This window comes from Streptomyces lincolnensis (genome assembly GCF_021173675.1).
Lineage (GTDB): Bacteria > Actinomycetota > Actinomycetes > Streptomycetales > Streptomycetaceae > Streptomyces > Streptomyces lincolnensis_B.
Genome location: NZ_JAIHON010000005.1, coordinates 411,736 through 435,677 on the forward strand (window position 1 = coordinate 411,736; position 23,942 = coordinate 435,677).

Here is a 23,942-nt window from a genome sequence, read left to right on the forward strand (position 1 = left end):
ACTTTTTGAGTCCGGTCCGTGACCGCGTGGTTACCGTCACCAAAAACCCGGATGCTCGTCCCGGCCCTGATCTGCTGTGTGGTCGACCACGGCCGGCCTGGTCGCGTCTCCGGCCGCGGGCTCACCTGTCGGGTCCCCGGTCGGGCGCGAGGAAATCCCTCCGGGCCCGACAAGTCGCAACCCGGCGCCCCCGCCCTGCCCGCAGGGGTCAGAGCGCCGCGGTGCCGAGTTCGCGGAGGGCCTGGCCGTACTGCTGGAGGGTCCAGAGTTCGTTCTGGACGGCGGCGAGGTGGGCCGGGTCGCCGGAGGTGCCGAGGCGGATGAGGGTGCCCTGGATTTCCTGGATGCGGCGGTCGACGGCGCGGCGGCGGACGGTGACCAGCTGGTCGCCCGCGTAGTTCTCGTCGACCGTCTTGCGCATGATCGCCTCGACGGCCAGCTCCGTGACCATCGCGCGGACCGCGTCGTCGGGGGCGGCCTCGCGGACGCGGACGAGGTAGTCCTGGGCGTCCTGGACGCCGTACTCGGCGCCGCCCGCGTCCATGATGGCCTGGCGTACGGCGGCGTAGGGCGGGGCGGTGAACTCGTCGATGCCGTACGCGTCGAAGGCCGGGGAGACCAGCTCGGGGCGCTGGAGGGCGAGCTTGAGCAGTTCGCGTTCGGTGGCGTAGACGGGGTTGCGCAGGGTGAGGGCGGGGCCGGTGACGGCGGGGCGGTGGGCCGCGTCGTACGACGGCTGCTGCGGGCCGCGGCCCGCCGGGGCCGGGCCCCTGCCGCCGCGGTCGCGGGCCCAACGGGCCAGTTGGGCCACGCGTTTGACCACGAACTGGGTGTCGAGGATGCCGAGCATGCCGGCGAGCTGGACGGCGACCTCGTGCTGGGCGCCGGAGTTCTTGATGCGGGCGACGATGGGGGCGGCCTCGTCCAGGGCGGCGGCGCGGCCGGCCGGGGTGTCCAGGTCGTAGCGGACGACGATCTGGCGGAGGGCGAACTCGAAGAGCGGGGTGCGGGGTTCGACCAGGTCGGCGACCGCCTCGTCGCCCTTGTTCAGGCGCAGGTCGCAGGGGTCCATGCCGTCGGGGGCGATGGCGATGTACGTCTCGGCGGCGAACTTCTGGTCGTCCTCGAAGGCGCGCAGCGCGGCCTTCTGGCCGGCCGCGTCGCCGTCGAAGGTGAAGATCACGCGGGCCGAGCCGTTGTCCATCAGCAGCCGGCGGAGGATCTTGATGTGGTCGGTGCCGAAGGCGGTGCCGCAGGTCGCGATGGCCGTGGTCACTCCGGCGAGGTGGCAGGCCATGACGTCGGTGTAGCCCTCGACCACGACCGCGCGGCTGGACTTGGCGATGTCCTTCTTCGCGAGGTCGATGCCGTAGAGGACCTGCGACTTCTTGTAGATCGCGGTCTCGGGCGTGTTGAGGTACTTGGGGCCGTTGTCCGCCTCGTAGAGCTTGCGGGCGCCGAAGCCGACGACCTCGCCGCCGATGTCGCGGATGGGCCACATCAGGCGGCCGCGGAAGCGGTCGATGGGGCCGCGGCGGCCCTCCTGCGACAACCCCGACAGCAGGAGTTCCTTGTCGGTGAAGCCCTTGCCTCGCAGGTAGCGGGTGAGGTGGTCCCAGCCCTGGGGGCTGTAGCCGACGGAGAAGTGCTGGGCGGCGCCCTGGTCGAAGCCGCGCTCGGCGAGGAACTGGCGGCCGGTGTCGGCCTCCGGGCTCATCGCGAGCTGTTCCATGTACCAGTCGGCGGCGATCTTGTGTGCCTCGACCAGCCGGATGCGCTCGCCGCGCTGGTGGGAGGGGTTGTAGCCGCCCTCCTCGTACCGCAGGGTGATGCCGGCCTGGGCGGCCAGGCGCTCGACCACCTCGGAGAAGGAGAGGTGGTCGACCTTCATCACGAACGTGATGGTGTCGCCGCCCTCCTGGCAGCCGAAGCAGTGGAAGAGTCCCTTGCTCGGGCTGACCTGGAAGGACGGCGACTTCTCGTCGTGGAACGGGCACAGTCCCTTGAGGTTGCCGCCGCCCGCGTTGCGCAGCTGGAGGTACTCGGAGACCACGGCGTCGATCGGGACCGCGTCCCGTACCGCCTTCACGTCCTCGTCGTTGATCCGTCCTGCCACGCGTGAATTCTACGGGGACGGTGTGACAGTGGAGTGCCGCCGTCGGGTCAGGAGCCCAGGCTGTCCAGCGGAACGTGCGGGTCCGCGAGCGCCTCGGTGTCCACGGGAGCCTTGGTACGAATCAGCCGCTGGATGGGCTCTGTGACGTCCCACACGTTCACGTTCATCCCGGCCAGCACCCGGTTCTCCTTCACCCAGAACGCGATGAACTCCCGCTTGCCCGCGTCTCCCCGGATCACCACTTCGTCGTAGCTGCCCGGGGGCGCCCAGCCCGAGTACTCCATGCCCATGTCGTACTGGTCGGAGAAGAAATAGGGCACACGGTCGTAGGTGACGTCCCGGCCGAGCATCGCGCGCGCCGCGGCCGGCCCGCCGTTCAGGGCGTTGGCCCAGTGCTCGACGCGCAGCCGGGCGTCGAACAGGGCGTGGTGGAAGGAGGCCACGTCACCGGCCGCGTAGACGTCGGGGTCGGAGGTGCGCAGCCGCTCGTCGACCACGACCCCGCCGCCGTGCGCCCGGTCGGCGATCTCCAGGCCGGCCGCCTCCGCGAGCGCGATGCGGGGGGCCGCCCCGACCGCCGCGAGGACGTCGTGCGCCGGGTGCTCCTCGCCGTCGTCGGTACGGGCCGCCAGGACCATGCCGTCCTGGCCGACGATCTCGGTCAGCCGTGCGCCGAAGTGGAAGCGGACGCCATGGTCGCGGTGCAACTCGGCGAAGAGCGCGCCCAGTTCGGGGCCGAGGACCGAGTGCAGCGGGGTCGGCAGCGGCTCGACGACGGTCACCTCGGCGCCGTACTCACGGGCCGCCGCCGCGACCTCCAGGCCGATCCAGCCGGCGCCCGCGATCACGATGTGGCCGTTGTCCCTGCCCAGGGCGGCCAGGACGCCCTTGAGGCGTTCGGCGTGGGCGAGGCGGCGCAGATGGTGGACGCCCGCGAGGTCCGTGCCGGGGATGTCCAGGCGGCGGGGCTCTGCACCGGTGGCCAGCAGCAGCTTGTCGTAGCGGACGACGGTGCCGTCCTCGCCGAAGCGGACCGTCTTCGCCGTACGGTCGACGGCGTCCACGGTCTGGCCGAGGTGCAGCTCGATGTCGTTGCGCGCGTACCAGGCGGGTTCGTGCACGAAGACGCTGTCGCGCTCCTCCTTGCCCAGGAGGTAGCCCTTGGACAGCGGCGGGCGCTCGTAGGGATGGTCGCGCTCGTCGCAGATCAGTATCACGCGGCCGGTGAAGCCCTCCGCTCGGAGCGTCTCGGCCGCCTTCGCGCCGGCGAGACCGCCTCCGACAATCACGAACGTCTGATCAGCGTCGACCACTTGATGCCTCCTGCCAGGGGTCCGGGGGGTGTCGCCCCGGAAAACACTGCGGGTGCCGCCACATGGGAGCGTCCCGCACGGAGTGTGATGGGGGAAGAGGGAGTGGCCCGATCAGGCCACGGAGTGTCACATTCGGGCGCGATTCATGTCACGGGGGCCTCCTCCGCCTCACGCCTTCCCCGTCAAGCGTGCGTGAAGCGAACGGGCGGACGCGTCGGTGAGGGAGGCGATCTGGTCGACGATCACCCGCTTGCGCGCACGGTCGTCCGCCGCCCGGTCGAAGAGCGCGCGGAACTGCGGATCCAGGCCGTCCGGGGCGCGCGCGGTGAGCGCCTCGGCGAGTTCGGCGACCACGATCCGCTGGTCGGCGCGGAGCAGCTCCTGCTCGGCGCGCTGCATGACGTACCGGTCGGCGACGGCCTTGAGGACCGCGCACTCCAGCCGCGTCGGACGGGGTACGACGAGTTCGGCGTCGTAGCGCGTCAGCCGCCCGGTGCCGTACGCGGCGCGGGTGGCCGCCTCGGCGGCGAGGCAGAAGCGGCCGATGAGCTGGCTGGTGGCGTCCTTCAGGCGGGCCTGGGCGACCGCCGAGCCGTCGTAGCCGTGCGGCCACCAGGGCTGGTCCTGGAGCCGGTCCAGGGCCTCCGCCAGTTCCGCGGGATCGGTGTCCTCGGGGACGTAGCGGCCCAGGGCGACCGCGAAGACCGCCTGGCGTTCCGGTTCGGCGTGCAGGCAGTTGGGGTCGATGTGGCCGGCGTGCAGGCCGTCCTCGACGTCGTGCACGGAGTACGCCACGTCGTCGGACCAGTCCATGACCTGGGCCTCGAAGGTGGTGCGGGTGCCGGGAGCGTCCTTGCGGACCCAGTCGAAGACGGGGCGGTCGTCCTCGTAGACCCCGAACTTGGGGGAGCCGGGGTCCGTGGGGTGCGCGCCGCGCGGCCAGGGGTACTTGGTGGCGGCGTCCAGGGCGGCTCTGGTGAGGTTGAGGCCGACCGAGCCCTCCGGGGTGAAGCGTTTGGGTTCGATGCGGGTGAGGAGTCTGAGGGACTGGGCGTTGCCCTCGAAACCGCCGCAGTCCTCGGCGAATTCGTTCAGCGCCTGTTCGCCGTTGTGACCGAAGGGCGGGTGGCCGAGGTCGTGGGAGAGACAGGCGGCTTCGACCAGATCCGGGTCGCAGCCGAGGGCCGCGCCGAGTTCGCGACCGACCTGGGCGCACTCCAGGGAGTGGGTGAGTCGGGTGCGGGGGCTGGCGTCCCACGCGGAGGCGCTGCGCTCGCCCGGGGTGACGACCTGGGTTTTTCCGGCGAGCCTTCTGAGCGCGGAGGAGTGGAGGACGCGGGCGCGGTCGCGTTGGAAGGCGGTGCGGCCGGGGCGTTTGTCCGGCTCCGGGGCCCAGCGTTCGGTTGAGGACAGGTCGTACGGCATGTCTCGACAGTAAGGGCAGGGACTGACAATTCGCCTGTACGACCGCCGAGATGTGTTGAGCGGCTAGGCGGCTGTCGTCACCCGGACCGCCATGGCCTGGTCGTAGCGGTGGAGGAGCAGGTCGGCCATCGCGGGGTGGGTGCCCAGGGGGGCCGAGGCGATCCACGGGGCCTTCTCGGCGCACTGGGTCGCGAACAGGCCCGGGGCCGTGAAGTACGACGCCACCGCCACCCGGTGACGGCCGCGGGCCGCCAGGGCGCGCACCGCCGTGTCGACCGTGGGGGTCGCCGCGGAGGCGTAGGCCGGGACGACCGGGACTCCCAGGCGGGCGGACAGGAGCTGGGCCGTGCGGCGGGTGTCCACCGCCGCCTCGGGGTCGCGGGAGCCGGCCGCGGCGAGGACGACCGCGCTGGTGCGGCGGGTCTCCTCGTCCATCCCGGTGCGCCAGCCGGCCTCCACCAGACGGGCGTACAGGGTTTCCACCAGCAGGGGGTGCGGGCCCAGCGGCGCCGCCACGCGGGTGCGGGCCGGGGAGGCCGCCGCCATCTCGGGGATGTCGCGCTTGACGTGGTAGCCGCGGCTCAGCAGAAGCGGGACGAGGACGGCCTCCGCGTCGCCCAGGGACGCCAGCGTGTCCGGGAGCAGGGGCGCGTTGAGCTCGATGTGACCCAGGTGCACGGACAGGCCGGGGCGCTGCTCACGGACACGGTCCAGGAGCCGGTGGACCGTGCTCAGGGTGCGCGGGTCCCGGCTGCCGTGGGCCACGACGACGAGCGCGGGCCGGTCGGCGCGCCGGGTGCCGTCGAGCGAGACGAGGCTGAGCTGGGTGGAGAGCTGGCTGCTGATCCGGTTCATGAGATGCGCCGTACTGTCGAGGTGGTCGCGAGGAGCTTCCGACTTGCCCGTCTTACTCGTCGCCGTCATGCACCGATCGTGACGGGGGCAGGTTGCCTCCCCATTGCACAGGAATGACGGGTCTTTTCCGAGGGTTCACGGTGGGGTGCAGGGGGTCTGTGAGGTGGAGTGACCTGCGGTTTCGCCGGGGGAAGTGAAGCTGGTCACGCTATGGACGGTGAACCGCGGGGCTGTACGGGACGTCTCTGGCTGTCGAAGCGACCGACCGGGGAGGGACCGTCCGATGCGCCTACCGAAGCCCCGCAGACCCCGTCTGCCCCGCACGCGCGCGGGGCGGCGGCGGCTGGTGCAGGCGGTGATGGCCGGGTGCGTGCTCGCCCTGCTGCCGGCGACCTGGATGTACGTCGTGACCGGCGACCGGCTGCGGACGGCCGAGGACGTGCCGCGCACCGAGGTCGCGGTGGTCTTCGGCGCCGGACTGTGGGCCGGTGAGCCCTCGCCGTACCTCGCCCACCGGCTGGACGCGGCGGCGAGGCTGTACCGGGAGGGGCGGGTCGAGGTCGTGCTCGTCACCGGGGACAACAGCCGCAGGGACTACGACGAGCCGGACGCCATGCGGACCTATCTGACCCGGCACGGCGTGCCGGACCGGCGGATCGTCAGCGACTACGCGGGCTTCGACACCTGGGACTCCTGCGTCCGCGCGAAGAAGATCTTCGGCGTCGACGAGGCCGTACTGATCAGCCAGGGCTTCCACATCCGGCGCGCGGTCGCGCTCTGCCAGGAGGCGGGAGTGTCGTCGTACGGCGTCGGCGTCGACGCCCGGCACGACGCCACCTGGTACTACGGGGGCGCCCGGGAGATCCTCGCGGCGGGCAAGGCCGCGCTGGACGTGCTCTTCGAGCCGGACCCCCGGTTCCTGGGCCCGAAGGAGACGGGCGTGGCAAAGGCCCTCGCGGACGCCCGGTGAGCACCGGGGCCGGAGGGCCGACCGTCACATGATCCGTCCTACAGGTCAGGCCTGACCGCAGGACCAGCGGCCGAACAGACCCCACTCGCCGGAGCTGTACTCGCCCATGCCGGCCTGGATGCACACGTTCGTGCCCTCGGCGTAGTTCTTGTTCACTTCCTTCGTGGAGCCGTTGCCACCCGGGTTCCAGATGGTGAAGTCGTAGCCTCCACCGCTCTGGTAGGGGGCCACGTCCACCTTGATGACCGCGGACATGTTGTCGGCGCAGACGTCCTTGACGTAGAACCAGTCACCCTCGTCCTCGAAGGTGCCGATCGAACTGCTGTCGCATGTGGGCTTGCTGCTCTGGCCCCACGACGTGGCGTTCGTGCCCGCCGAGGCGGGCGAGTTGGCCAGCATGACCATCGCCGCCGCCGCGACGACGATTCCTCCGGTACGGAACCTGCTCATGAGATGCCCCCCAGGACCTTGATCTGGAACGGGTCGTGCGACCCGCTCGGCTCAAGTGTGGAGTCGTCGTCCCGGCGGAACCACGGTGCACAGTGGCCACTTTCGTCCCTGGGGTGTGCACGGTGATCAGTGGCGGTCAGCGCGTGCACGACGTCGTGAAGGCCGGAGGCGGTCGTCAACAGGTCGCGGTTGAGGAGGCGTTCCGCGGTGCGGAGGCGGGCCCGTACCGTGTTGCGGCTGAGACCGAGGGCCTGGGCGGTCCGCTGGGCGTCCGCGTCGTGGTCGACCCAGGTCCGCACGGTCGTGTGCAGGTCGCGGTGGCGGGCGCCGTGGAGCGGCTGGAGGAAGGCCGTCGCCCAGTCGACGACGGACGCGTCGCGCAGGAGGTGGCCGAGGGACGGCGGGGCGTGGTGGGCCTCGTGTCCGGGTTCGGGCGGGAGGCCGACAAGAGAGAGGGCGAGGTCCAGTTCGGCGCGGTCGCGGACGTCACCGAGGTCTGCGCCCAGCGCTCGTTCGGCCCGGCCGCAGTGTGCCGCGACGGTGGTGCGGCTGATGCCGAGCAGTCGGGCCACGGCGACTCGGGGGAAGCTCACGGCGAGGCGGACGACCTCACGGGTGAGTTTGGGTTCCGCGAGCAGCGGCTCGACGTGGGCGCGGGCCCAGGCGAGGGCCGCCGGTCGCGGCAGCACGGGGATGAGGGAGGTGTGGCCGTGGTAGACGGCCAGACGGTCCGGGGAGTTCCGGGCCACGGCGAGGGCGTGGACGGCCTCGCCGTAGGCCGTGGCGGTGGCGGCGATCGGGTGCGGTCTGCTGACGCCGAGCGAGTAGCCGGGGTTCTCGCGCACCAGCTGTCGCAGCACTCCCGCCAGCCGGTCCCGCGGGGTGTCGGCGCCGGTGTCGCCGCCGCTGTCCTCCCGCTCGGCGATCGGGCAGATCAGGTGGTCGAGGTAGGCCGGGCAGTGCACCATCAGGCCGGCACCGTGGTAACCCGAGACGTCCTGGAAGGTGCTGGCCAGCCGGTCGCGGTCGGCGGGCGGGGCAGTGCAGGAGGTGGACGCGGACACGCTCGGCGTCCAGGAGGGGCGGGACATCCCGATGAGTCATCCGGCGGGCCATGGGGACGTCCCCGGCCATCAGGGCGGTCAGTACCGCGAAGCGCAGGACCCGCGCCTTCTCCTCGTGGCCGCGGACGCTGTGGTCGGCTCGACGCACCTCTTCGAGCAGGTGTAACACCCCGCCGGCACGGGAGACGAGGGCCGCGGCCTCGCGGGACAGGCCGGCCGCGCCGACGGTGGCGAGTACCGGGCGCGGCACGCGCCGACCGCAGGCTTCGAGGCGTACCTCCCAGTCGTCCAGGCGGGTGGTGACCGCGCCGAGCCGGCCGTCGGCGAGGCGCTCGACCTGCTTCCCCAGCGCCTCGGGGGCCTCCCAGGGAAAGCCTGCGGTGGCCAGGTCGATCCCGCCGCCCGGACCGATCCAGGCCACTTCTGTCCCCGTTCGTCGCCCGAGCCATTCCAGCGCCTCCTCCGGACGACCACCCCGCCGCACGATCCGCAGCAGGTCGTCCAGCCCCTCGTCCCGCCCGGGTTCCCCCACCGCCGCCCCTCACCCTCCACGTTTCGCTCACGCGTTCGCGCGTTTCAGCGCAGGAAAGCACAGATCCACCTGGCGTACAGCTTTTCCCTTCCGGCCCGAAGTCCCCTTGAAGCGCCCGGTGTTGCGCCGCCGGGCCTGCTCTAGCTCCCCGTGAGATGCAGCGCACGCTCCAGGGCGTGGGGCGCGGGCTCGTCGATGCGGCCGAGGTGTTCGAGTTCGCCGTCGGGGGTCCAGCGGCCCAGGGCTCCGGTGCGGGCCATGCGGCGGTCGCCGCCGAGGAAGGGGTCGGGGGCGTAGGGGCCGGTGCCGAGGTCGTCGGGGGTGTCGAGGCCGGCGTGGGGGCGGAGGGCCGCCGGGACGCAGTCGCCGCCGGTCCACAGTTCGCCGGTCTCGCCGATGGGGAGGGGTCGGCGGCCGGCGTCGAGGACGTACACCGTGTTGTTGGGGGTCGGGCGGCCGAGGGTGAGCAGGGGGGCGGCCGGGTCGTGGCGGTGCGGGGTGGCGGCGGCGGGTGTCCCCGTCGGGCCCCAGCAGTGCAGGAGGTCGGTCCGGCGGGCCCAGCGGTCGGCGAGCGGGCGCGGACAGGGCGCCCCGGTGTCCGCCGCGACGGCGACCGTGCGGACCCGGGGGCAGGTCGCGGGGTCCAGGCCGGACAGGACGGCCGGGGTGGCGACGATCACGTCGGCCGTGCGGGCCGCCGCGGTGTCCTCGCCGCCGATGACGAGGGTGCCGCCGTGGGCGAGGCAGCCGAGGATCTCCCAGGCGGCCGTGGCGGAGGCGAGGTCCAGGAGCTGGGCGACGCGGTCGCCGGGGCGGATGCCGAGGCCGCCGACTCCGGTGAGCAGCAGGTTGGCGATGTTGCGGTGGGTGACCTTGACGGGGTGCGGGCGGCCGTCGGCACCGTCGGTGAAGTGGATGTGGCAGCCGTCGTCCGGGCTCACCCCCGGGCGCGGGGTGCCGCGTCGCGGGTCTCGGGGCAGGGGGCCGTCGAGGGCGATCAGGCGGTGGCCGGCGGGCAGCGGCACGCGGTGGGCGTGTTGCTCGACGGTGAGGACGACCCGGGTGCCGGCCGCGTGGACCACGTGGGCGAGCCGGGTCCGGGGAGCGCGGCCGATGTCCTGCGGGACGTAGGCGGCGCCGCTCTTCAGGATGCCGAGCAGTCCGACGAGCATCGGGATCGAACGGCGTACGAAGAGTCCGACGTGGTCGCCGGGGCGGACGCCCTCCCTGGCCAGGCGGACGGCGAGGGCGTCGGCGTAGCGGTTGAGCTCACCGTAGGTGATGGTCCCGCCCAGGTGTTCGGCGGCGACGGTGTGGGGGGCCTGGGTGGCGTGGCGTTCCACGGCGTGGTGGACGAGGGGGTCGGGGAGGGGGACGGCGGGGCCGTGGCCGTACTGGCGGAAGAGGCGCTGGTCGTGGGGGCTCAGGTCGCGCAGGGGCATGGCTGGGGGACCTCCTGGCTGGCTGTTCCGAGGGACGGGGTGCCACATGGGGCGCAGCCGCACGGGCGGCTGCCGGGGTGAGCGGCGGGCATGCCCGGTATGCCGAACGCCGTGCGGGGTGGGCGGCGGTCGTGCCGTGCTGGATGTCGGCTCGACTGTAGTCCTGGTGTTTCCACTCTCAACAAGGCGTGATCGGCCAACGACGCGACGGAATGAGCCACATGTGGCGTCTTTCACGCCAGGGGCAACTCCCCTCCCCTCCGGCGGCGACCTAGGGGTTGGGCAGCCCCGCGCCTCACGGTCGCCGACCGGCCGCCGGGAGGTCCCCGCACCGGGCGCGTAACAGACAGCCCCCGTCGGCGTAACACGGCCGAAGCACGCTGAGAGGCATGCCGAACTCCGCGACGCCCACGCACTGCCCGTACTGCGCCCTGCAGTGCGGGATGAATCTGACGCCCGTCGAAGGCGGGACCGTCGAGGTGAGCGAGCGCGCGGACTTCCCGGTGAACCGGGGCGCGCTGTGCGGCAAGGGCCGTACGGCGCCGGCGGTGCTCTCGTCCCGGGTGCGCCTCACCTCCCCGCTGGTGCGCTCCGGGGGCACGCTCGTGCCCGCCTCCTGGGACGAGGCACTCGACCGGATCGCCGCGGAGTTGTCCCGCACGCGCGCGGAACATGGCCCGGACGCGTGCGGGGTCTTCGGCGGCGGCGGTCTGACGAACGAGAAGGCGTACACGCTCGGCAAGTTCGCCCGGATCGTGCTCGGCACCTCGCAGATCGACTACAACGGACGGTTCTGCATGTCGTCCGCGGCGGCCGGGGGCATCAAGGCGTTCGGCCTGGACCGGGGGCTGCCCTTCCCGCTGGAGGACATCCCGCGGACGGGGTGTGTGATCCTCGTCGGCTCCAACCCCGCGGAGACCATGCCGCCGTCGCTGCGGTACTTCACCGAACTGCGCGAGAACGGCGGCACGCTGATCGTCATCGATCCGCGCCGCACGAAGACGGCCGAGCAGGCCGACCTGCATCTGGCGCCCCGCCCCGGCACCGACCTCGCGCTCGCGCTCGGCCTGCTGCACCTGGTCGTCGCCGAGGGGCGGGTGGACGAGGAGTACGTCCGTGAGCGCACGGTCGGCTGGGAGGAGGCCCGGGCGGCAGCGATGGCCCACTGGCCGGAGTACGTGGAGCGGATCACGGGGGTGTCCGTGCCCCAACTGCGGGAGACGGTACGGATGTTCTGCGAGCCGGAGGCCGCGATGGTGCTGACCGCGCGCGGGCCCGAGCAGCAGTCCAAGGGCACCGACACCGTGGGCGCCTGGATCAACCTGTGCCTGGCGACCGGCCGCGCGGGGCGCCCGCTGTCCGGGTACGGCTGCCTGACCGGGCAGGGCAACGGGCAGGGCGGGCGCGAACACGGCCAGAAGGCCGACCAGTTGCCCGGCTACCGCAAGCTGGACGACCCGGCGGCACGGCGGCACGTGGCCGAGGTGTGGGGCGTGGACCCGGACAGCCTCCCCGGGCCGGGACGCAGTGCCTACGAACTTCTGGACGCCCTCGGTACGGACATCAGGTCACTGCTGCTGATGGGGTCCAACCCGGTGGTGTCGGCGCCGCACGCCGCGCACATCGAGGAGCGGATCAAGTCCCTCGACTTCCTCGCCGTGTGTGACGTCGTGCTGTCGGAGACCGCCGCGCTCGCGGACGTCGTCCTGCCGGTCACGCAGTGGGCGGAGGAGACGGGCACGACGACCAACCTGGAGGGCCGCGTGCTGCTGCGGCGCCAGGCGATCACCCCGCCCGAGGGCGTCCGCAGCGACCTGGAGATCATGCACGAACTGGCCGACCGGCTCGGCGTGGAGAAGGGCTTCCCGACCGACCCCGAGGAGGTCTTCGAGGAACTGCGACGCGCGAGCGCGGGCGGGGCGGCGGACTACTCCGGCATCACCTACCGCCGCCTGGCCGAGGAGAACGGCGTGTTCTGGCCGTGCCCGGCACCGGAGGCGGGCCTCGCGGACATCGGGGGCACGGCGGACACCGAGGGCGCCCAGGACCTCGGGGACCTCGGGGATGTCGGGGATGTCGGGGGCACCGCGGACACCCGGGGCGCCCGGGACAGCGGGAACGGCGAGGTCCATCCGGGCACCCCGCGCCTCTTCCTCGACCGGTTCGCGACGCCGGACGGGCGGGCCCGGTTCGTGCCCGTCTCGCACCGGGCGTCCGCGGAGGAACCCGACGCCGAGTACCCGGTGCTGCTGACGACGGGGCGGGTGGTGGCGCAGTACCAGTCCGGCGCCCAGACCCGCCGCGTGGACGAGCTCAACGCCGCCGCGCCCGGCCCGTTCGTCGAACTGCACCCGCGTCTCGCGGAACGGCTGGGCGCGACCGAGGGCGACCCGGTGGCCGTGGTCTCCCGGCGCGGCCGCGCCGTGGCACCGGCCCGCATCACCACCGCGATCCGCCCGGACACCGTCTTCATGCCCTTCCACTGGTACGGCGAGGGCCGGGCCAACTCCCTCACCAACCCGGCCCTCGACCCGACCTCCCGCATGCCCGAGTTCAAGACATGCGCGGTACGACTGGAAACGGTGAAGCGGTAGAACACGCGCCGCGATCCCGAACTACCTGACGCCATCGGGCCGGTGCGGCGACTCCGCCCCGGCGTGGGACGTCGGAGGGCGCCGCAAAGCCCTGCTCGCGGCCGAACGGGGTTATCGCGCCCGGGACTTGTCAGGTCGGCGCCCGTGCCGCTCCGCTACATCAGGTCGTGGGACTGCCAGTCGCCGCCGGCGATCGGTGTGCCGTGGGTGCGTAGGTGGATGGTGAGGGTGGGGGCGGCGAGGTACACCCAGGCGGGTGTGCGGTGGCCGTTGGGGAGGAGGGTGACCTTGCGCTCGACGCGTTCGTAGAGGTTGTGGGTGTCGCCCGGGGTGTACTCCTCCAGGCGGTCCAGCGCGGCCAGCAGCTCCGTGTAGGTCTCGGGGAGGGCGGTGACGAGGTCGCCGTGCACGACGGCCCCGGGCTGCTCCACGGCGTAGGGATAGCCGGGACCGTCGTAGAGCATCGCGTCGGGGAGGCGGGCGGGGAGTTCGGAGAGGGTGCGGCCGCGCAGGAAGAGGTCGTGGTTGACCTCGCCGGGGCGGAGGGTGCCGTAGACGAAGAAGGGGAGCCGGGGAGCCGTCACAGAAACGATTCTCTCCCCTCACACACCTCCTCAGACGCGCCCTGGACATGACATGTCCGGAGCACCTTGACTCGTCGTCACCAGCATCAGCGCCGCGCCCTCGCGCCTCCGGGCGCCCTCCTTAGGAGATCGATGAGTCGGATACGGCCGTATGTCCGAGGTTCCCGTCTCGCCACCGCCGGTGTGGCACTCACCGGCGCCACCCTGGTGGCCGCCGCGCTCTCCCCCACCGCCGACGCGGCCGACCGGCCGACCCGGGCCACCGCTGTCGACAACGCCGCCGCGGTGCTCGTGGAGCGGGCCGCGCAGCTCGGTCTCACCTCCGCCCAGGGGACGAAGGTCCGGGACGTCGTCGTCGACAAGGACGGCACCCAGCACGTCCGCTACGACCGGACCTACCGTCACCTGCCCGTGCTCGGCGGTGACTTCGTGGTCCACCTGGCCCCGGACGGCTCGTACCGCGGCGCCGACCGCGCGACGAGGAGCGCGGTGTCCCTGCCCGACGTCACTCCCGCGCTGTCGGCACCGAAGGCCGCCGATCTCGCGGTCAACGCCCTCAAGGCCGTGAACCTCGGCGAGACCCTGAAGCGGCTGACGGCCAGGCCCCGGCTGGTCGTGGACGCCCTGCACGGCGCCCCGAAGCTGGCCTGGCGGACCGACGCCGTCGCCCAGGACTCCCACGGCAACCCGGTCGCCCGCACGGTCCTGACCGACGCCGGCACCGGCGGCCAGATCGACGCCTGGGACTCCGTCGAGACGGCGACGGGCGACGGCAGGTCCCTGTACGGCGGCACGGTCCCGCTGGAGACGACCCTGTCGGGATCGACGTACCAGTTGAAGGACGCGACGCGCGGGAACACGTACACCGGTGACGCGGCCAACAAGACCGACCTGTGCCTGCTGACCGTGTGCCTCAACCGTGCGCCCTCGACGGTCTTCACCGACGCGGACAACCACTGGGGCACGGGGTCCACCGCGGACCGCGCCACCGCCGCCGTCGACGCGCAGTACGGCACCGACGTCACCTGGGACTACTACAAGGACGTCCACGGCCGCAACGGCATCGCGGGCGACGGCAAGGGCTCCTACAACCGCGTCCACTACGGCACCAACTACAACAACGCCTTCTGGGACGACACCTGCTTCTGCATGACCTACGGCGACGGCGACGGCACCCAGCTGGGCCCGCTGGTGTCGCTGGACGTGGCGGGCCACGAGATGACACACGGCGTGACCTCGAAGACGGCCGCGCTGACCTACTCGGGCGAGTCAGGCGGCCTGAACGAGGCCACCTCCGACATCTTCGGCACCCTGGTGGAGTTCCACGCCGACAACGCCTCCGACCCCGGCGACTACCTCATCGGCGAGAAGGTCGTCCGCTCCGGCTTCGCGCGGGACGCCCTGCGGTACATGGACAAGCCCTCCAGGGACGGCAGCTCGGCCGACTACTGGAGCGGTTCGCTGGGCGACCTCGACGTCCACTACTCCTCGGGCGTCGCGAACCACTTCGCCTACCTGCTGGCGGAGGGCAGCGGACCGAAGACCGTCAACGGGGTCGCCTATGACTCCCCCACCCACGACGGCTCCACGGTCGAGGGCATCGGGCGGGACAAGCTCGGCGCCATCTGGTACCGGGCTCTCACGGTCTACATGACGTCCTCGACGAACTACACGGGAGCGCGTACGGCGACGCTGAGCGCGGCGAAGGACCTGTACGGGGCGGGCAGCACCGAGTACGGCGCGGTGGCGGCGGCCTGGAGCGCGGTCAACGTGAAGTGAGCGGGCGCGGGCCTCCCTGGTTTCGTCGGGGAGGCCCGCCGCGCTACCGGTCCGCGCCGAAGTCCGGCAGGGTGACCGTGCCGTCCTCGGCCAGCGGGAAGGCCGGGTTGTGGGCGACCTCCCAGGCGTGGCCGTCGGGGTCGGTGAAGGCGCTGGAGTAGAAGCCGATGGCGTTGACCGCCGGGGGCTTGGTGACGGTCCCGCCGGCCTTCTCCACCAGCGCGAGCAGGGCGTCGACCTCCGCGTCCGAGCGGACGTTGTGCGCGAGGGCGATCCCCCCGAAGCCGCTCGGCGGCGGCCCGGCCTCCAGGCCGCAGTCCGCGGCCAGCTTCTCACGGCTCCACAGGACCAGTCCCAGGCCGCCCGCCTGGAAGAAGACGGTCTCCTGGACCTCTTGTCCCCGCCAGCCGAGGGCCTCGTAGAAGGCCTTGGAGCGGGCGAGATCGGACACTCCCAGCGTGATCAACGTGATGCGCTGCTCCATGGAAACACCGTACTGCGGGGCCCCGCTCCCGGCAGGGCGTCACCCGTTCACACCCCCGCCCGGCACCCTTCGGACCCACTTTTCCGGGGCACCCTCCAGACCTTGGTGACCTGCTGAAACACCGCGCGGACCACCCCTGGGCGCCTGTTTCCTGACACCCATTCATCCTATTTCTGACGCTCTCTCAGGGAGCGCTTCGGGCCCGCTGCCACTTACCTCGGAAGGGCAGCCCCACCGAGAGCCAGAGGGAGCACCGATGCGCCGTACCGCCCGCCTGCTGACCACTGCCGTGTGCGCCGTGGCCGTCGCGGGCCCGGCCGCCGCGCCCGCGTACGGCGGTGACACCGGGACGCTGGAGGTGTACCCCTCCACGGTCGTGCCGGGCGGGCAGGTCACGGTGAACACGGCGGCGTGCGGGAACGGCGGCACGGTGGCGGGCGACGCCAGCGCGGTGGGCGCGGGCGCGTTCACGCTGGCGCCGAGCGCGCGCGACGGCGAGGCGATCGGGCGGTTCCGGGTGCCGCCGAGCGCGCAGCCGGGGACGTACGAGATCGCCGGGACCTGCGCGGAGAGCGGTCGGCGGGTCGCGGGCGACCTGGTGGTCACGCTCACGTCCGCACGGCAGCAGGTGTCTCCCCGGGGCAGTGTGAAGACGGGGGTCGGCGGCGCTCTGGGCCCCGATCCCGTGCAGACCGCGGCCGGCGTGGCGGCTCTCGCCGTCGCCGCCGCGGGCGGTACCTGGCTCCTGCATCGCCGGGCGAGAGGCGACGGGATCTGACGGACACCCTCCGCTGTCCGTCCGCCGGTACCGCATGTCCCCTCCCCCTCCGGGTCCGACGCCCCTCGCGGCCCGGAGGGGGAAGGAGGGCGCGGCCGAAGTCACCATGCCCGGGTCGGGAGAGGGTCGCCATGCGCAGGTTCGGCAACACCGCCATAGCGGGCGTGACCGTGGTGGCCCTGTGTTCCGGGGCGTGGCTGTTGCGCAGTGGTGCCGAGACGCACGCGCCGCCGCAGCCGTCCGCCGCGCAGGCGCACGTCGGCCGGGACGACGGCCCGGCGCGGTCCGCACGGTACGAGCGCTCCGCACCGGCCCTGCCGCCCTCCCCGCCCGACCGGATCCGCATCCCCTCGATCCGGGTGGACGCCCCGCTGACGGGGCTGGGGCTGACCGGGACCGGCAGTCTCGACGTGCCGCCGGCGCGGCACGAGAACCTCGCGGGCTGGTACGAGGCCGGGACCACTCCCGGTGAGACGGGCACCGCGATCGTCGCCGGGCATGTCGACAACGCCGACGGGCCCGCCGTCTTCTACGCCCTCGGCGCCCTGAAGAAGGGCGATGCCATCGAGGTGGACCGTCGGGACGGCGGGGTCGCGGTGTTCACGGTGGACGCGGTGGAGGTGTACAAGGCCACCGGCTTTCCCGACGCGAAGGTGTACGGGGCGGCCGCGCGGCCCGAGCTCCGGGTGATCACCTGCGGGGGCGGCTACTCACGGACGACCGGCTATCAGGGGAACGTCGTCGTCTTCGCGCACCTGACGGGGAGCAGCCGCTGACGCCGGAGCCTCCGGTGTTCCGCCGGCTCCGAGGACGTTCTCCCGGCCCCACGCCCCCAGCGGCGCCAGCGCCTCGTTGAGCGTGGCCCCCCGTGGTGTGAGGGAGTACTCCACGCGTGGCGGCACCTCGTCGTACGCCTCCCGGTGCACGATGCCGTCCGCCTCCAGCTCCCGCAGGTGCGCCGCCAGCACCTTCTCCGTCACCCCCGGCAGCTCCCTGCGCAGCTCGCCGAAGCGGCACGGGCGCACGTGCAGCGCCCACAGGATCAGCACCTTCCACTTGCCGCCGATCACGTCCATCGCCGCGTCGATCCCGCAGACGTACGCTCCCGGCCGTCGTCCGGTCACCCCTGCCACCCCGGTCACCCCTCCCCTGCCTGGATCCTTTCCCGGCGGTAACCACCCACTCCGAAGTGCGTACTTGAGCAGGTCGTTCACCACCGACGAGCCTAAACGCCATGACTGACAACGCACCCGTATCAAGCACCCGCACGCCCCGGACCCCGCTCACCCTCCTCGGCACCGGTGCCATGGGCACCGCCCTGGCCCGCGCCTGGCTCGCCGCCGGGCACCCCGTCACCGTCTGGAACCGCACTCCCGCCCGCGCCGAGGCACTCGCGGCCGAGGGCGCGACGGTCGCCGCGAGCGCCGCCGGGGCGGTGGCCGCGAACCGTCTCGTGATCGCCTGCCTGCTCGACGACGCCTCCGTGGGCGAGGCCCTCGACGGAGCCGACCTCACCGGCCGCGACCTGGTGAACCTGACCACCGGCACGCCCGCGCAGGGCCGGGCCCGGGCCGCCTGGGCCGAGGAGCGCGGCGCGCGTTTCCTGGACGCCGGGATCATGGCCGTACCGCCGATGATCGGGGCCGCCGATTCAGGGGCGTACGTCTTCTACAGCGGTTCCGCCGCGCTCTTCGAGGAGCACCGGGACACCCTCGCGGTGCCCGCCGGGACGTCCTACGTCGGGGCGGACCCGGGGTTCGCCGCGCTGCACGACGTGGCGCTGCTGAGCGCGATGGAGGGGATGTTCGCGGGCATCACGCACGCCTTCGCGCTGATCCGCCGTGAGGACATCGCGCCGAAGGACTTCGCCCCGCTGCTCCAGGGCTGGCTCACCGCGATGGCGCCCATGGTCCACACCGCCGCCGACCAGCTGGAGAGCGGCGACTACGGCAAGGGGGTCGTCTCCAACCTGGCCATGCAGGTCGCGGGCAACGCCACCCTGCTGCGCACGGCCGAGGAGCAGGGTGTGAGCCCCGAGCTGCTGACGCCGTACATGGCCCTGATGGAGCGCCGTCTCGCGGCCGGGAACGGCCACGAGGACACCAGCGGACTGGTCGACCTGCTCACCACCGGGTCCTAGGCCAGCCACTGCTCGTACGCCAGGTTCGCCACCAGCGCGAACACCACCGTCAGCAGGACGACACGGACGAATCCGCTGCCCTTCTTCAGGGCGGTGTGGGCGCCGAGCATGCCGCCCGCGAGGTTGAACAGGGCCATGAGGGCGGCGAGTTTCCACAGGACGGTGCCCTGCCAGGCGAACGTGGCCAGGGCGCCCGCGTTGGTGCAGCAGTTGACGATCTTGGCGGTGGCGGAGGCGGTGACCAGGTCGAGGTGGAGGACGGCGGTGAGGGCGAGCACCAGGAACGTGCCGGTGCCGGGGCCGATGAGACCGTCGTAGAAGCCGATGCCGATGCCCGCGAGTCCGATCGCGGCGAGGATCTGGCGGCGGGTGGCGGGGCCGGTCGCGGGGGCCGTGCCGAAGGCGGGGCGCAGGATCACGAAGGCGGCGACCGCGAGCAGCACCACCATGATGAGCGGCTTGAGGACGTCCGTGCTCATCCCGGCCGCGAAGAACGCCCCCGCCGAGGACCCGGCGAGGGCCGCGAGGCCGATGCGTACGGCCAGCCGTACGTCCACGGGGGCCTTGCGGGCGTACGTCACCGCCGCGCCCGAGGTGCCGACGATGGCGACCGCCTTGTTGGTGCCGAGGGCGTAGGCGGCCGGGGTGTTCGCCGGCAGCCCGAGGAGCAGCACGGGCAGGAGCAGCAGGCCTCCGCCGCCGACCACGGCGTCGATCCAGCCGGCCGCCAGGGCGGCGAGGCAGAGGGCGACGACCATGGTCAGCGATATGTCGGGCATGATCGCGACCCTAAGGACGGGATAAGTGGCCTGTCCAATGACCTGAGCATCCTCTGAGGGTCCTCTGAGGGGTTCCTCCGCTCGGGGTGTGCCGCCCCCTGTCGTAGACGATGCCGTCTGCACGGAAACCCGAGGTGCGGGTGGGTGTCGCCCGAGGTGCGGGCCGGGATGCCCGCTTCCGCCTCACAGCGCGCCCCCGAGGCCCGTCACGAACCCTCACATTCACCCGCCGGCTCCGAAGAGGGCAGCGTTCCTCGCGGGAAACAGAGGTGATGCCACCGGGTAACACCGAGCACGCACGCTCCTGAACATGACCTCGAATACGCGTGTGGTGGTGATCGGCGCCGGACTCGCGGGCGTCCGTCTCGCCCGGCGGCTCGGAGAGCTCGGCACGGCCGTGACGCTCATCGGCGACGAGGAGCACCGCCCGTACAACAGGGTGCTCCTCGCCGAGGTGCTGGCCGGCCGCTACAGCCCCGAGGTGATCGCGCTCCCGGCGCCCGCCGACCTGGTCCGCGCCCGGGTCACCGGCATCGACCGCGCGAAGCGGACCGTCGAGTGCGCCGACGGCACCAAGATCGCATACGACACCCTGGTCCTGGCCACCGGCTCCAACCCGGTGCTGCCACCGCTGCGCGGTCTGTTCGCGAACGCGTACCTCGCACCGGCACATCGGGCAGGCGGTCCGACCCGTTCTTCCGGCCGGGGGTCCGGGGGTCGTCCCCCGGGAAGGCACAGCACCCCCGACCACGTCCTGCCGGACGGCGTCCACGCCTTCCGCACGATGGACGACTGCCTGGGCCTGTCCGAAGCGGTCCGGCCGGGTGTGCGGGCGGTCGTCATCGGCGGCGGCCTGCTCGGGGTCTCCGCGGCCCGCGCGCTCGCCCTGCGCGGCGCCCAGGTCGTCCTCGCCCAGCAGTCCGAGCGGCTGATGGAACGGCAGCTCGACCCGGGCGCCTCCAAGCTGGTCCGGCGGCACCTGACGGACCTCGGCGTCGAGATCCACACCCACCTGCGCGTGCGGGACGTGCGCTGCGTCGGCGGCACGGTCCGCTCGGTGGAGATGGCCGACGGATACGCCATGGACGCCGACCTCGTGGTCCTGGCCTGCGGGGTCCACCCGCGAGTGGGTCTGGCCCAGGTCGCCGGCCTCGACGTCCGCAAGGGCATCGTCGTGGACGACGAGCTGCGCACCTCCGACCCGCACATCCGGGCCCTCGGCGACTGCGCGCAGCACGACGGCACGGTGTACGGGCTGGCCACCCCGGCGCTCGAACAGGCCGACGTGCTGGCCGAGTTGCTGGCGAGCGAGGCGGGCGCCGCGGGCGACCCGGCCGCCCGTTACACCGGCACCCGGTCGCTGACCCGGCTGACGCTGGCCGGTGAGGGCTTCTTCGACCTCGCCGCGTTCGGCGAGACCGAGGCGCTCCCCGGCGACGACGTGGTTCAGCTCGCCGACGCCACCCGCGGCACCTACCGCAAGGTCGTCGTCCGCGACGACCGTCTGGTCGGCGGGGTCCTCGTCGGCGAACTGGGCACCGTCGGCGCACTCGCCCGCGCCTGGGAGGGAGCAGAGCCGCTCCCCGCCGACGGTGCCCCTCTGCTCCACCTGCTCACCAACGATGGAGGCTCCTGATGACCGCCACCCCGGAGGCCACGGAGGCCACCCCCACGATCGTCCTCGTCGGCCACGGCATGGTCGGCCAGCGCTTCCTGGAGGCGCTCGCCGAGCGCGGCCTGACCGCCACGCACCGCGTGGTCGTGCTGTGCGAGGAGCCCCGTCCGGCGTATGACCGCGTGGCGCTGACCTCGTACTTCTCGGGCAAGACGCCCGAGGACCTGTCGATGACCGACATGGCGTTCATCGAGACGCACGGCATCGAGCTGTACGTCGGCGACCCGGCCGAGACCGTCGACCGCGAGGCCCGCAAGGTCACCGCGCGCTCCGGTCAGGTCTTCGAGTACGACGTCCTCGTCCTCGCCACCGGCTCGTACCCCTTCGTGCCGCCGGTGCCCAACAAGGACGCCGAGGGCTGCTTCGTCTACCGCACGATCGAGGACCTGCTCGCGATCGAGGCGTACGCGAAGTCGAAGGCGACCACCGGTGCCGTGGTCGGCGGCGGTCTGCTGGGGCTGGAGGCCGCGGGCGCGCTGAAGGGCCTGGGCGTCGAGGCGCACATCGTGGAGTTCGCGCCGCGCCTGATGCCGGTGCAGGTCGACGACGGCGGTGGCGCGGCCCTGCTGCGGACCATCGAGGAGATGGGCCTGAGCGTCCACACGGGCGTCGGTACGCAGGAGATCGTGGTCGGTTCCGACGGCGCGGTCACCGGTATGAAGCTGTCCGACGGTTCCGAACTCGCCACCGACATGGTGGTGTTCAGCGCCGGTGTCCGCCCCCGCGACCAGCTCGCCCGCGACTGCGGTCTGACGGTCGGCGAGCGCGGCGGCATCTCCGTCGACGAGCAGTGCCGTACGGTCTCCGACCCGCACGTCTTCGCCATCGGCGAGTGCGCGCTGGCCTCCGACGGCCGGGTCTACGGCCTGGTCGCCCCCGGCTACGAGCAGGCCGAGACGGCCGCCGCGACGATCGCCGCCGACGAGGCCGAGGAGCTGACGTTCACCGGCGCCGACCTGTCCACCAAGCTGAAGCTGCTCGGCGTGGACGTGGCGTCCTTCGGCGACGCGCACGGCACCGCCGAGGACTGCCTGGACGTCGTCTACTCCGACTCCCGCTCCGGCCTGTACAAGAAGCTGGTCATCGGCCGCGACGGCACGCTGCTCGGCGGCATCCTGGTCGGCGACGCGGAGGCGTACGGCACGCTGAAGGCGTTCACCGGCTCGGTCCCGCCGGTCTCGCCCGAGTCGCTGGTGCTGCCGGCCGGTGCCGGGGAGTCCGTCCAGCTCGGCCCGACCGCGCTGCCGGACGACGCGATCATCTGCTCCTGCAACAACGTCCGCAAGGGCACGATCCGCGCCGCGGTCACCGACCACCAGTGCACCACCGTGCCCGAGGTGAAGAAGTGCACCAAGGCCGGTACCACCTGCGGCAGTTGCGTCAAGGTCCTCGGCCAGCTGGTCACCGCCGAGCTGGAGGCGTCCGGCGTCGAGGTCGACAAGGGCCTGTGCGGCTGCTTCTCGCAGACCCGCGAGGAGCTGTACGAGATCGTCCTCGCCCTGCGCATCAACTCCTACCAGGACCTGCTGGACCGCTACGGCCGCGACGGCGCCAAGGGCGGCGACGGCTGCGAGATCTGCAAGCCGGCGGTCGGCTCGATCATCGCCTCCCTCGCCCCGACGATCGGCGCGAGCAACTACGTCCTGGACGGCGAGCAGGCGGCCCTCCAGGACTCCAACGACCACTTCCTGGCCAACCTCCAGAAGAACGGCTCGTACTCGGTCGTCCCGCGCATCCCCGGTGGTGAGATCACCCCCGAGGGCCTGATCGTGATCGGCGAGATCGCCCGCGACTTCGGCCTCTACACGAAGATCACCGGCGGCCAGCGGATCGACATGTTCGGCGCGCGGGTGGAACAACTCCCGCTGATCTGGACGAGGTTGGTGGACGCCGGCTTCGAGTCGGGACACGCCTACGGAAAGTCCCTCCGTACGGTGAAGTCCTGCGTCGGCCAGACCTGGTGCCGCTACGGCGTCCAGGACTCCGTCCGCATGGCGATCGACCTGGAGCTGCGGTACCGGGGGCTCAGGTCCCCCCACAAGCTCAAGTCCGCGGTGTCGGGCTGCGCCCGCGAGTGCGCCGAGGCCCAGTCCAAGGACTTCGGCGTGATCGCCACCTCGGGCGGCTGGAACCTCTACGTCGGCGGCAACGGCGGCGCCACCCCGCGCCACGCGGACCTGCTCGCCCAGGACCTGTCCGACGCCGAACTGATCAAGCTGATCGACCGGTTCCTGATGTTCTACATCCGCACCGCGGACCGCCTGGAGCGCACCTCGACCTGGCTGGAGCGGATCCCCGGCGGCCTGGACCACGTGCGCGACGTGGTCGTGGAGGACTCCCTCGGCATCTGCGAGGAGCTGGAGTCCCTGATGACGGCCCATGTCGCCCACTACGCCGACGAGTGGGCGACGACCATCAACGACCCCGAGAAGCTCGCCCGGTTCGTGTCCTTCGTGAACGCCCCCGACACCCCCGACCCGGTCGTCGGGTTCGTCCCCGAGCGCGACCAGATCAAGCCCGACCTGCCGCTGCTGACCATCGGCCACCGCCCCCTGGAAGGAAGCGCCCAGCGATGACCCTGGCACCCGAGACCACCGACCTCAAGATCCAACTCCAGCTGGAGGACGGCTGGTTCACGGTCTGCGAGCTGGACCGGCTGCTCCCCGGCCGGGGCGTGGCGGCACTGCTGCCCGACGGCCGCCAGGCCGCCCTGTTCCGCGACCGCCACGGCAAGCTGTACGCCGTCGACAACCGTGACCCCTTCGGCGGCGCGGCCGTCCTCTCCCGCGGCCTGACCGGCACCCACCAGGGCCGCCCGTTCGTCGCCTCGCCCCTGCTGAAGCAGCGGTTCGACCTGGAGACGGGGCAGTGCCTGGACGAGGAGTCGGTGCGGATCGCGACGTACGAGGTACGGGTGGCGTAATCCGGTTTCTTGACCGTTCGTTCTGGATGGGCCTAGGCT

21 protein-coding genes are annotated in these 23,942 nt (G+C 72.4%); 10 read left to right on the forward strand and 11 right to left on the reverse strand.

Translation table 11 applies throughout. The features are described 5' to 3' along the window. Positions 1-208: 208 nt before the first annotated feature. The 4 genes from dnaG to K4B79_RS16160 form a co-directional block, all read right to left on the reverse strand. Positions 209-2,116, reverse strand: coding sequence for a DNA primase (gene dnaG, locus K4B79_RS16145; protein WP_232027277.1), 1,908 nt, complete (start codon positions 2,114-2,116; stop codon positions 209-211). A gap of 47 nt (positions 2,117-2,163) precedes the next feature. Next, a complete protein-coding gene (locus K4B79_RS16150; protein WP_232027278.1) occupies positions 2,164-3,429 on the reverse strand; it encodes an NAD(P)/FAD-dependent oxidoreductase in 1,266 nt (421 codons plus the stop codon). Between the two features lie 168 nt (positions 3,430-3,597). Continuing rightward, positions 3,598-4,854, reverse strand: a complete 1,257-nt coding sequence (locus K4B79_RS16155; RefSeq protein ID WP_232027279.1) for a deoxyguanosinetriphosphate triphosphohydrolase — start codon at positions 4,852-4,854, stop codon at positions 3,598-3,600. A 63-nt stretch (positions 4,855-4,917) separates the two neighbouring features. Continuing rightward, complete coding sequence (locus K4B79_RS16160; protein ID WP_232027280.1) at positions 4,918-5,778, reverse strand: sirohydrochlorin chelatase; 861 nt, start codon at positions 5,776-5,778, stop codon at positions 4,918-4,920. A gap of 214 nt (positions 5,779-5,992) precedes the next feature. Between K4B79_RS16160 and K4B79_RS16165 the strand changes: the two genes are divergently transcribed. Beyond that, positions 5,993-6,679 (forward strand): SanA/YdcF family protein, encoded by a 687-nt coding sequence (locus K4B79_RS16165; protein WP_232027281.1) that lies wholly within the window; start codon positions 5,993-5,995, stop codon positions 6,677-6,679. A 45-nt stretch (positions 6,680-6,724) separates the two neighbouring features. Here the strand turns inward: K4B79_RS16165 and K4B79_RS16170 are convergent, their stop codons facing one another. Beyond that, positions 6,725-7,129, reverse strand: a complete 405-nt coding sequence (locus tag K4B79_RS16170) for a hypothetical protein (protein ID WP_232027282.1) — start codon at positions 7,127-7,129, stop codon at positions 6,725-6,727. Then, positions 7,126-8,193 (reverse strand): helix-turn-helix domain-containing protein, encoded by a 1,068-nt coding sequence (locus K4B79_RS16175; RefSeq protein ID WP_232027283.1) that lies wholly within the window; start codon positions 8,191-8,193, stop codon positions 7,126-7,128. Before K4B79_RS16175 ends, K4B79_RS16170 begins: the two co-directional genes overlap by 4 nt. Between K4B79_RS16175 and K4B79_RS16180 the strand changes: the two genes are divergently transcribed. Next, positions 8,180-8,359 carry a hypothetical protein gene (locus tag K4B79_RS16180; protein ID WP_232027284.1) on the forward strand — a complete coding sequence of 60 codons (180 nt, stop codon included), beginning with the start codon at positions 8,180-8,182 and terminating at the stop codon, positions 8,357-8,359. The genes K4B79_RS16175 and K4B79_RS16180 overlap by 14 nt on opposite strands. A gap of 506 nt (positions 8,360-8,865) precedes the next feature. On the opposite strand, the gene K4B79_RS16185 is transcribed toward K4B79_RS16180, so the two are convergent. Continuing rightward, positions 8,866-10,167, reverse strand: coding sequence for an AMP-binding protein (locus K4B79_RS16185; protein ID WP_308280439.1), 1,302 nt, complete (start codon positions 10,165-10,167; stop codon positions 8,866-8,868). A gap of 389 nt (positions 10,168-10,556) precedes the next feature. Between K4B79_RS16185 and K4B79_RS16190 the strand changes: the two genes are divergently transcribed. Beyond that, the gene (locus K4B79_RS16190) at positions 10,557-12,761 is read left to right on the forward strand and encodes a molybdopterin oxidoreductase family protein (RefSeq protein WP_232027285.1); all 2,205 of its coding nucleotides are present in this window, start codon (positions 10,557-10,559) and stop codon (positions 12,759-12,761) included. Between the two features lie 155 nt (positions 12,762-12,916). On the opposite strand, the gene K4B79_RS16195 is transcribed toward K4B79_RS16190, so the two are convergent. Continuing rightward, positions 12,917-13,345 (reverse strand): gamma-glutamylcyclotransferase family protein, encoded by a 429-nt coding sequence (locus K4B79_RS16195; RefSeq protein WP_232027286.1) that lies wholly within the window; start codon positions 13,343-13,345, stop codon positions 12,917-12,919. 132 nt (positions 13,346-13,477) lie between these two features. On the opposite strand from K4B79_RS16195, the gene K4B79_RS16200 reads away from it, so the two are divergent. Beyond that, on the forward strand, positions 13,478-15,124 hold the full coding sequence (locus tag K4B79_RS16200; RefSeq protein WP_232027287.1) for a M4 family metallopeptidase: 1,647 nt from the start codon (positions 13,478-13,480) through the stop codon (positions 15,122-15,124). Positions 15,125-15,167: 43 nt separating this feature from the next. On the opposite strand, the gene K4B79_RS16205 is transcribed toward K4B79_RS16200, so the two are convergent. Beyond that, complete coding sequence (locus K4B79_RS16205) at positions 15,168-15,608, reverse strand: VOC family protein (RefSeq protein ID WP_232027288.1); 441 nt, start codon at positions 15,606-15,608, stop codon at positions 15,168-15,170. Positions 15,609-15,864: 256 nt separating this feature from the next. Between K4B79_RS16205 and K4B79_RS16210 the strand changes: the two genes are divergently transcribed. Both K4B79_RS16210 and K4B79_RS16215 read left to right on the forward strand, forming a co-directional pair. Beyond that, on the forward strand, positions 15,865-16,386 hold the full coding sequence (locus tag K4B79_RS16210) for a hypothetical protein (RefSeq protein ID WP_232027289.1): 522 nt from the start codon (positions 15,865-15,867) through the stop codon (positions 16,384-16,386). 131 nt (positions 16,387-16,517) lie between these two features. After that, a complete protein-coding gene (locus tag K4B79_RS16215; RefSeq protein WP_232027290.1) occupies positions 16,518-17,162 on the forward strand; it encodes a class F sortase in 645 nt (214 codons plus the stop codon). Here the strand turns inward: K4B79_RS16215 and K4B79_RS16220 are convergent. Beyond that, positions 17,097-17,462, reverse strand: coding sequence for a winged helix-turn-helix transcriptional regulator (locus K4B79_RS16220; RefSeq protein WP_232027596.1), 366 nt, complete (start codon positions 17,460-17,462; stop codon positions 17,097-17,099). The genes K4B79_RS16215 and K4B79_RS16220 overlap by 66 nt on opposite strands. 158 nt (positions 17,463-17,620) lie before the next feature. On the opposite strand from K4B79_RS16220, the gene K4B79_RS16225 reads away from it, so the two are divergent. Beyond that, a complete protein-coding gene (locus K4B79_RS16225; RefSeq protein WP_232027291.1) occupies positions 17,621-18,526 on the forward strand; it encodes an NAD(P)-dependent oxidoreductase in 906 nt (301 codons plus the stop codon). Here the strand turns inward: K4B79_RS16225 and K4B79_RS16230 are convergent. Beyond that, the gene (locus K4B79_RS16230) at positions 18,523-19,305 is read right to left on the reverse strand and encodes a sulfite exporter TauE/SafE family protein (RefSeq protein WP_232027292.1); all 783 of its coding nucleotides are present in this window, start codon (positions 19,303-19,305) and stop codon (positions 18,523-18,525) included. The genes K4B79_RS16225 and K4B79_RS16230 overlap by 4 nt on opposite strands. A gap of 310 nt (positions 19,306-19,615) precedes the next feature. On the opposite strand from K4B79_RS16230, the gene K4B79_RS16235 reads away from it, so the two are divergent. The 3 genes from K4B79_RS16235 to nirD are packed head-to-tail and all read left to right on the forward strand — an operon-like array spanning position 19,616 to position 23,903. Further along, on the forward strand, positions 19,616-20,941 hold the full coding sequence (locus K4B79_RS16235; protein WP_232027293.1) for an NAD(P)/FAD-dependent oxidoreductase: 1,326 nt from the start codon (positions 19,616-19,618) through the stop codon (positions 20,939-20,941). Further along, positions 20,941-23,556 (forward strand): nitrite reductase large subunit NirB, encoded by a 2,616-nt coding sequence (gene nirB / locus K4B79_RS16240; RefSeq protein ID WP_232027294.1) that lies wholly within the window; start codon positions 20,941-20,943, stop codon positions 23,554-23,556. The genes K4B79_RS16235 and nirB overlap by 1 nt, the downstream gene beginning before the upstream one ends. After that, positions 23,553-23,903 carry a nitrite reductase small subunit NirD gene (nirD, locus tag K4B79_RS16245; protein ID WP_232027295.1) on the forward strand — a complete coding sequence of 117 codons (351 nt, stop codon included), beginning with the start codon at positions 23,553-23,555 and terminating at the stop codon, positions 23,901-23,903. Before nirB ends, nirD begins: the two co-directional genes overlap by 4 nt. Positions 23,904-23,942: the final 39 nt, after the last annotated feature.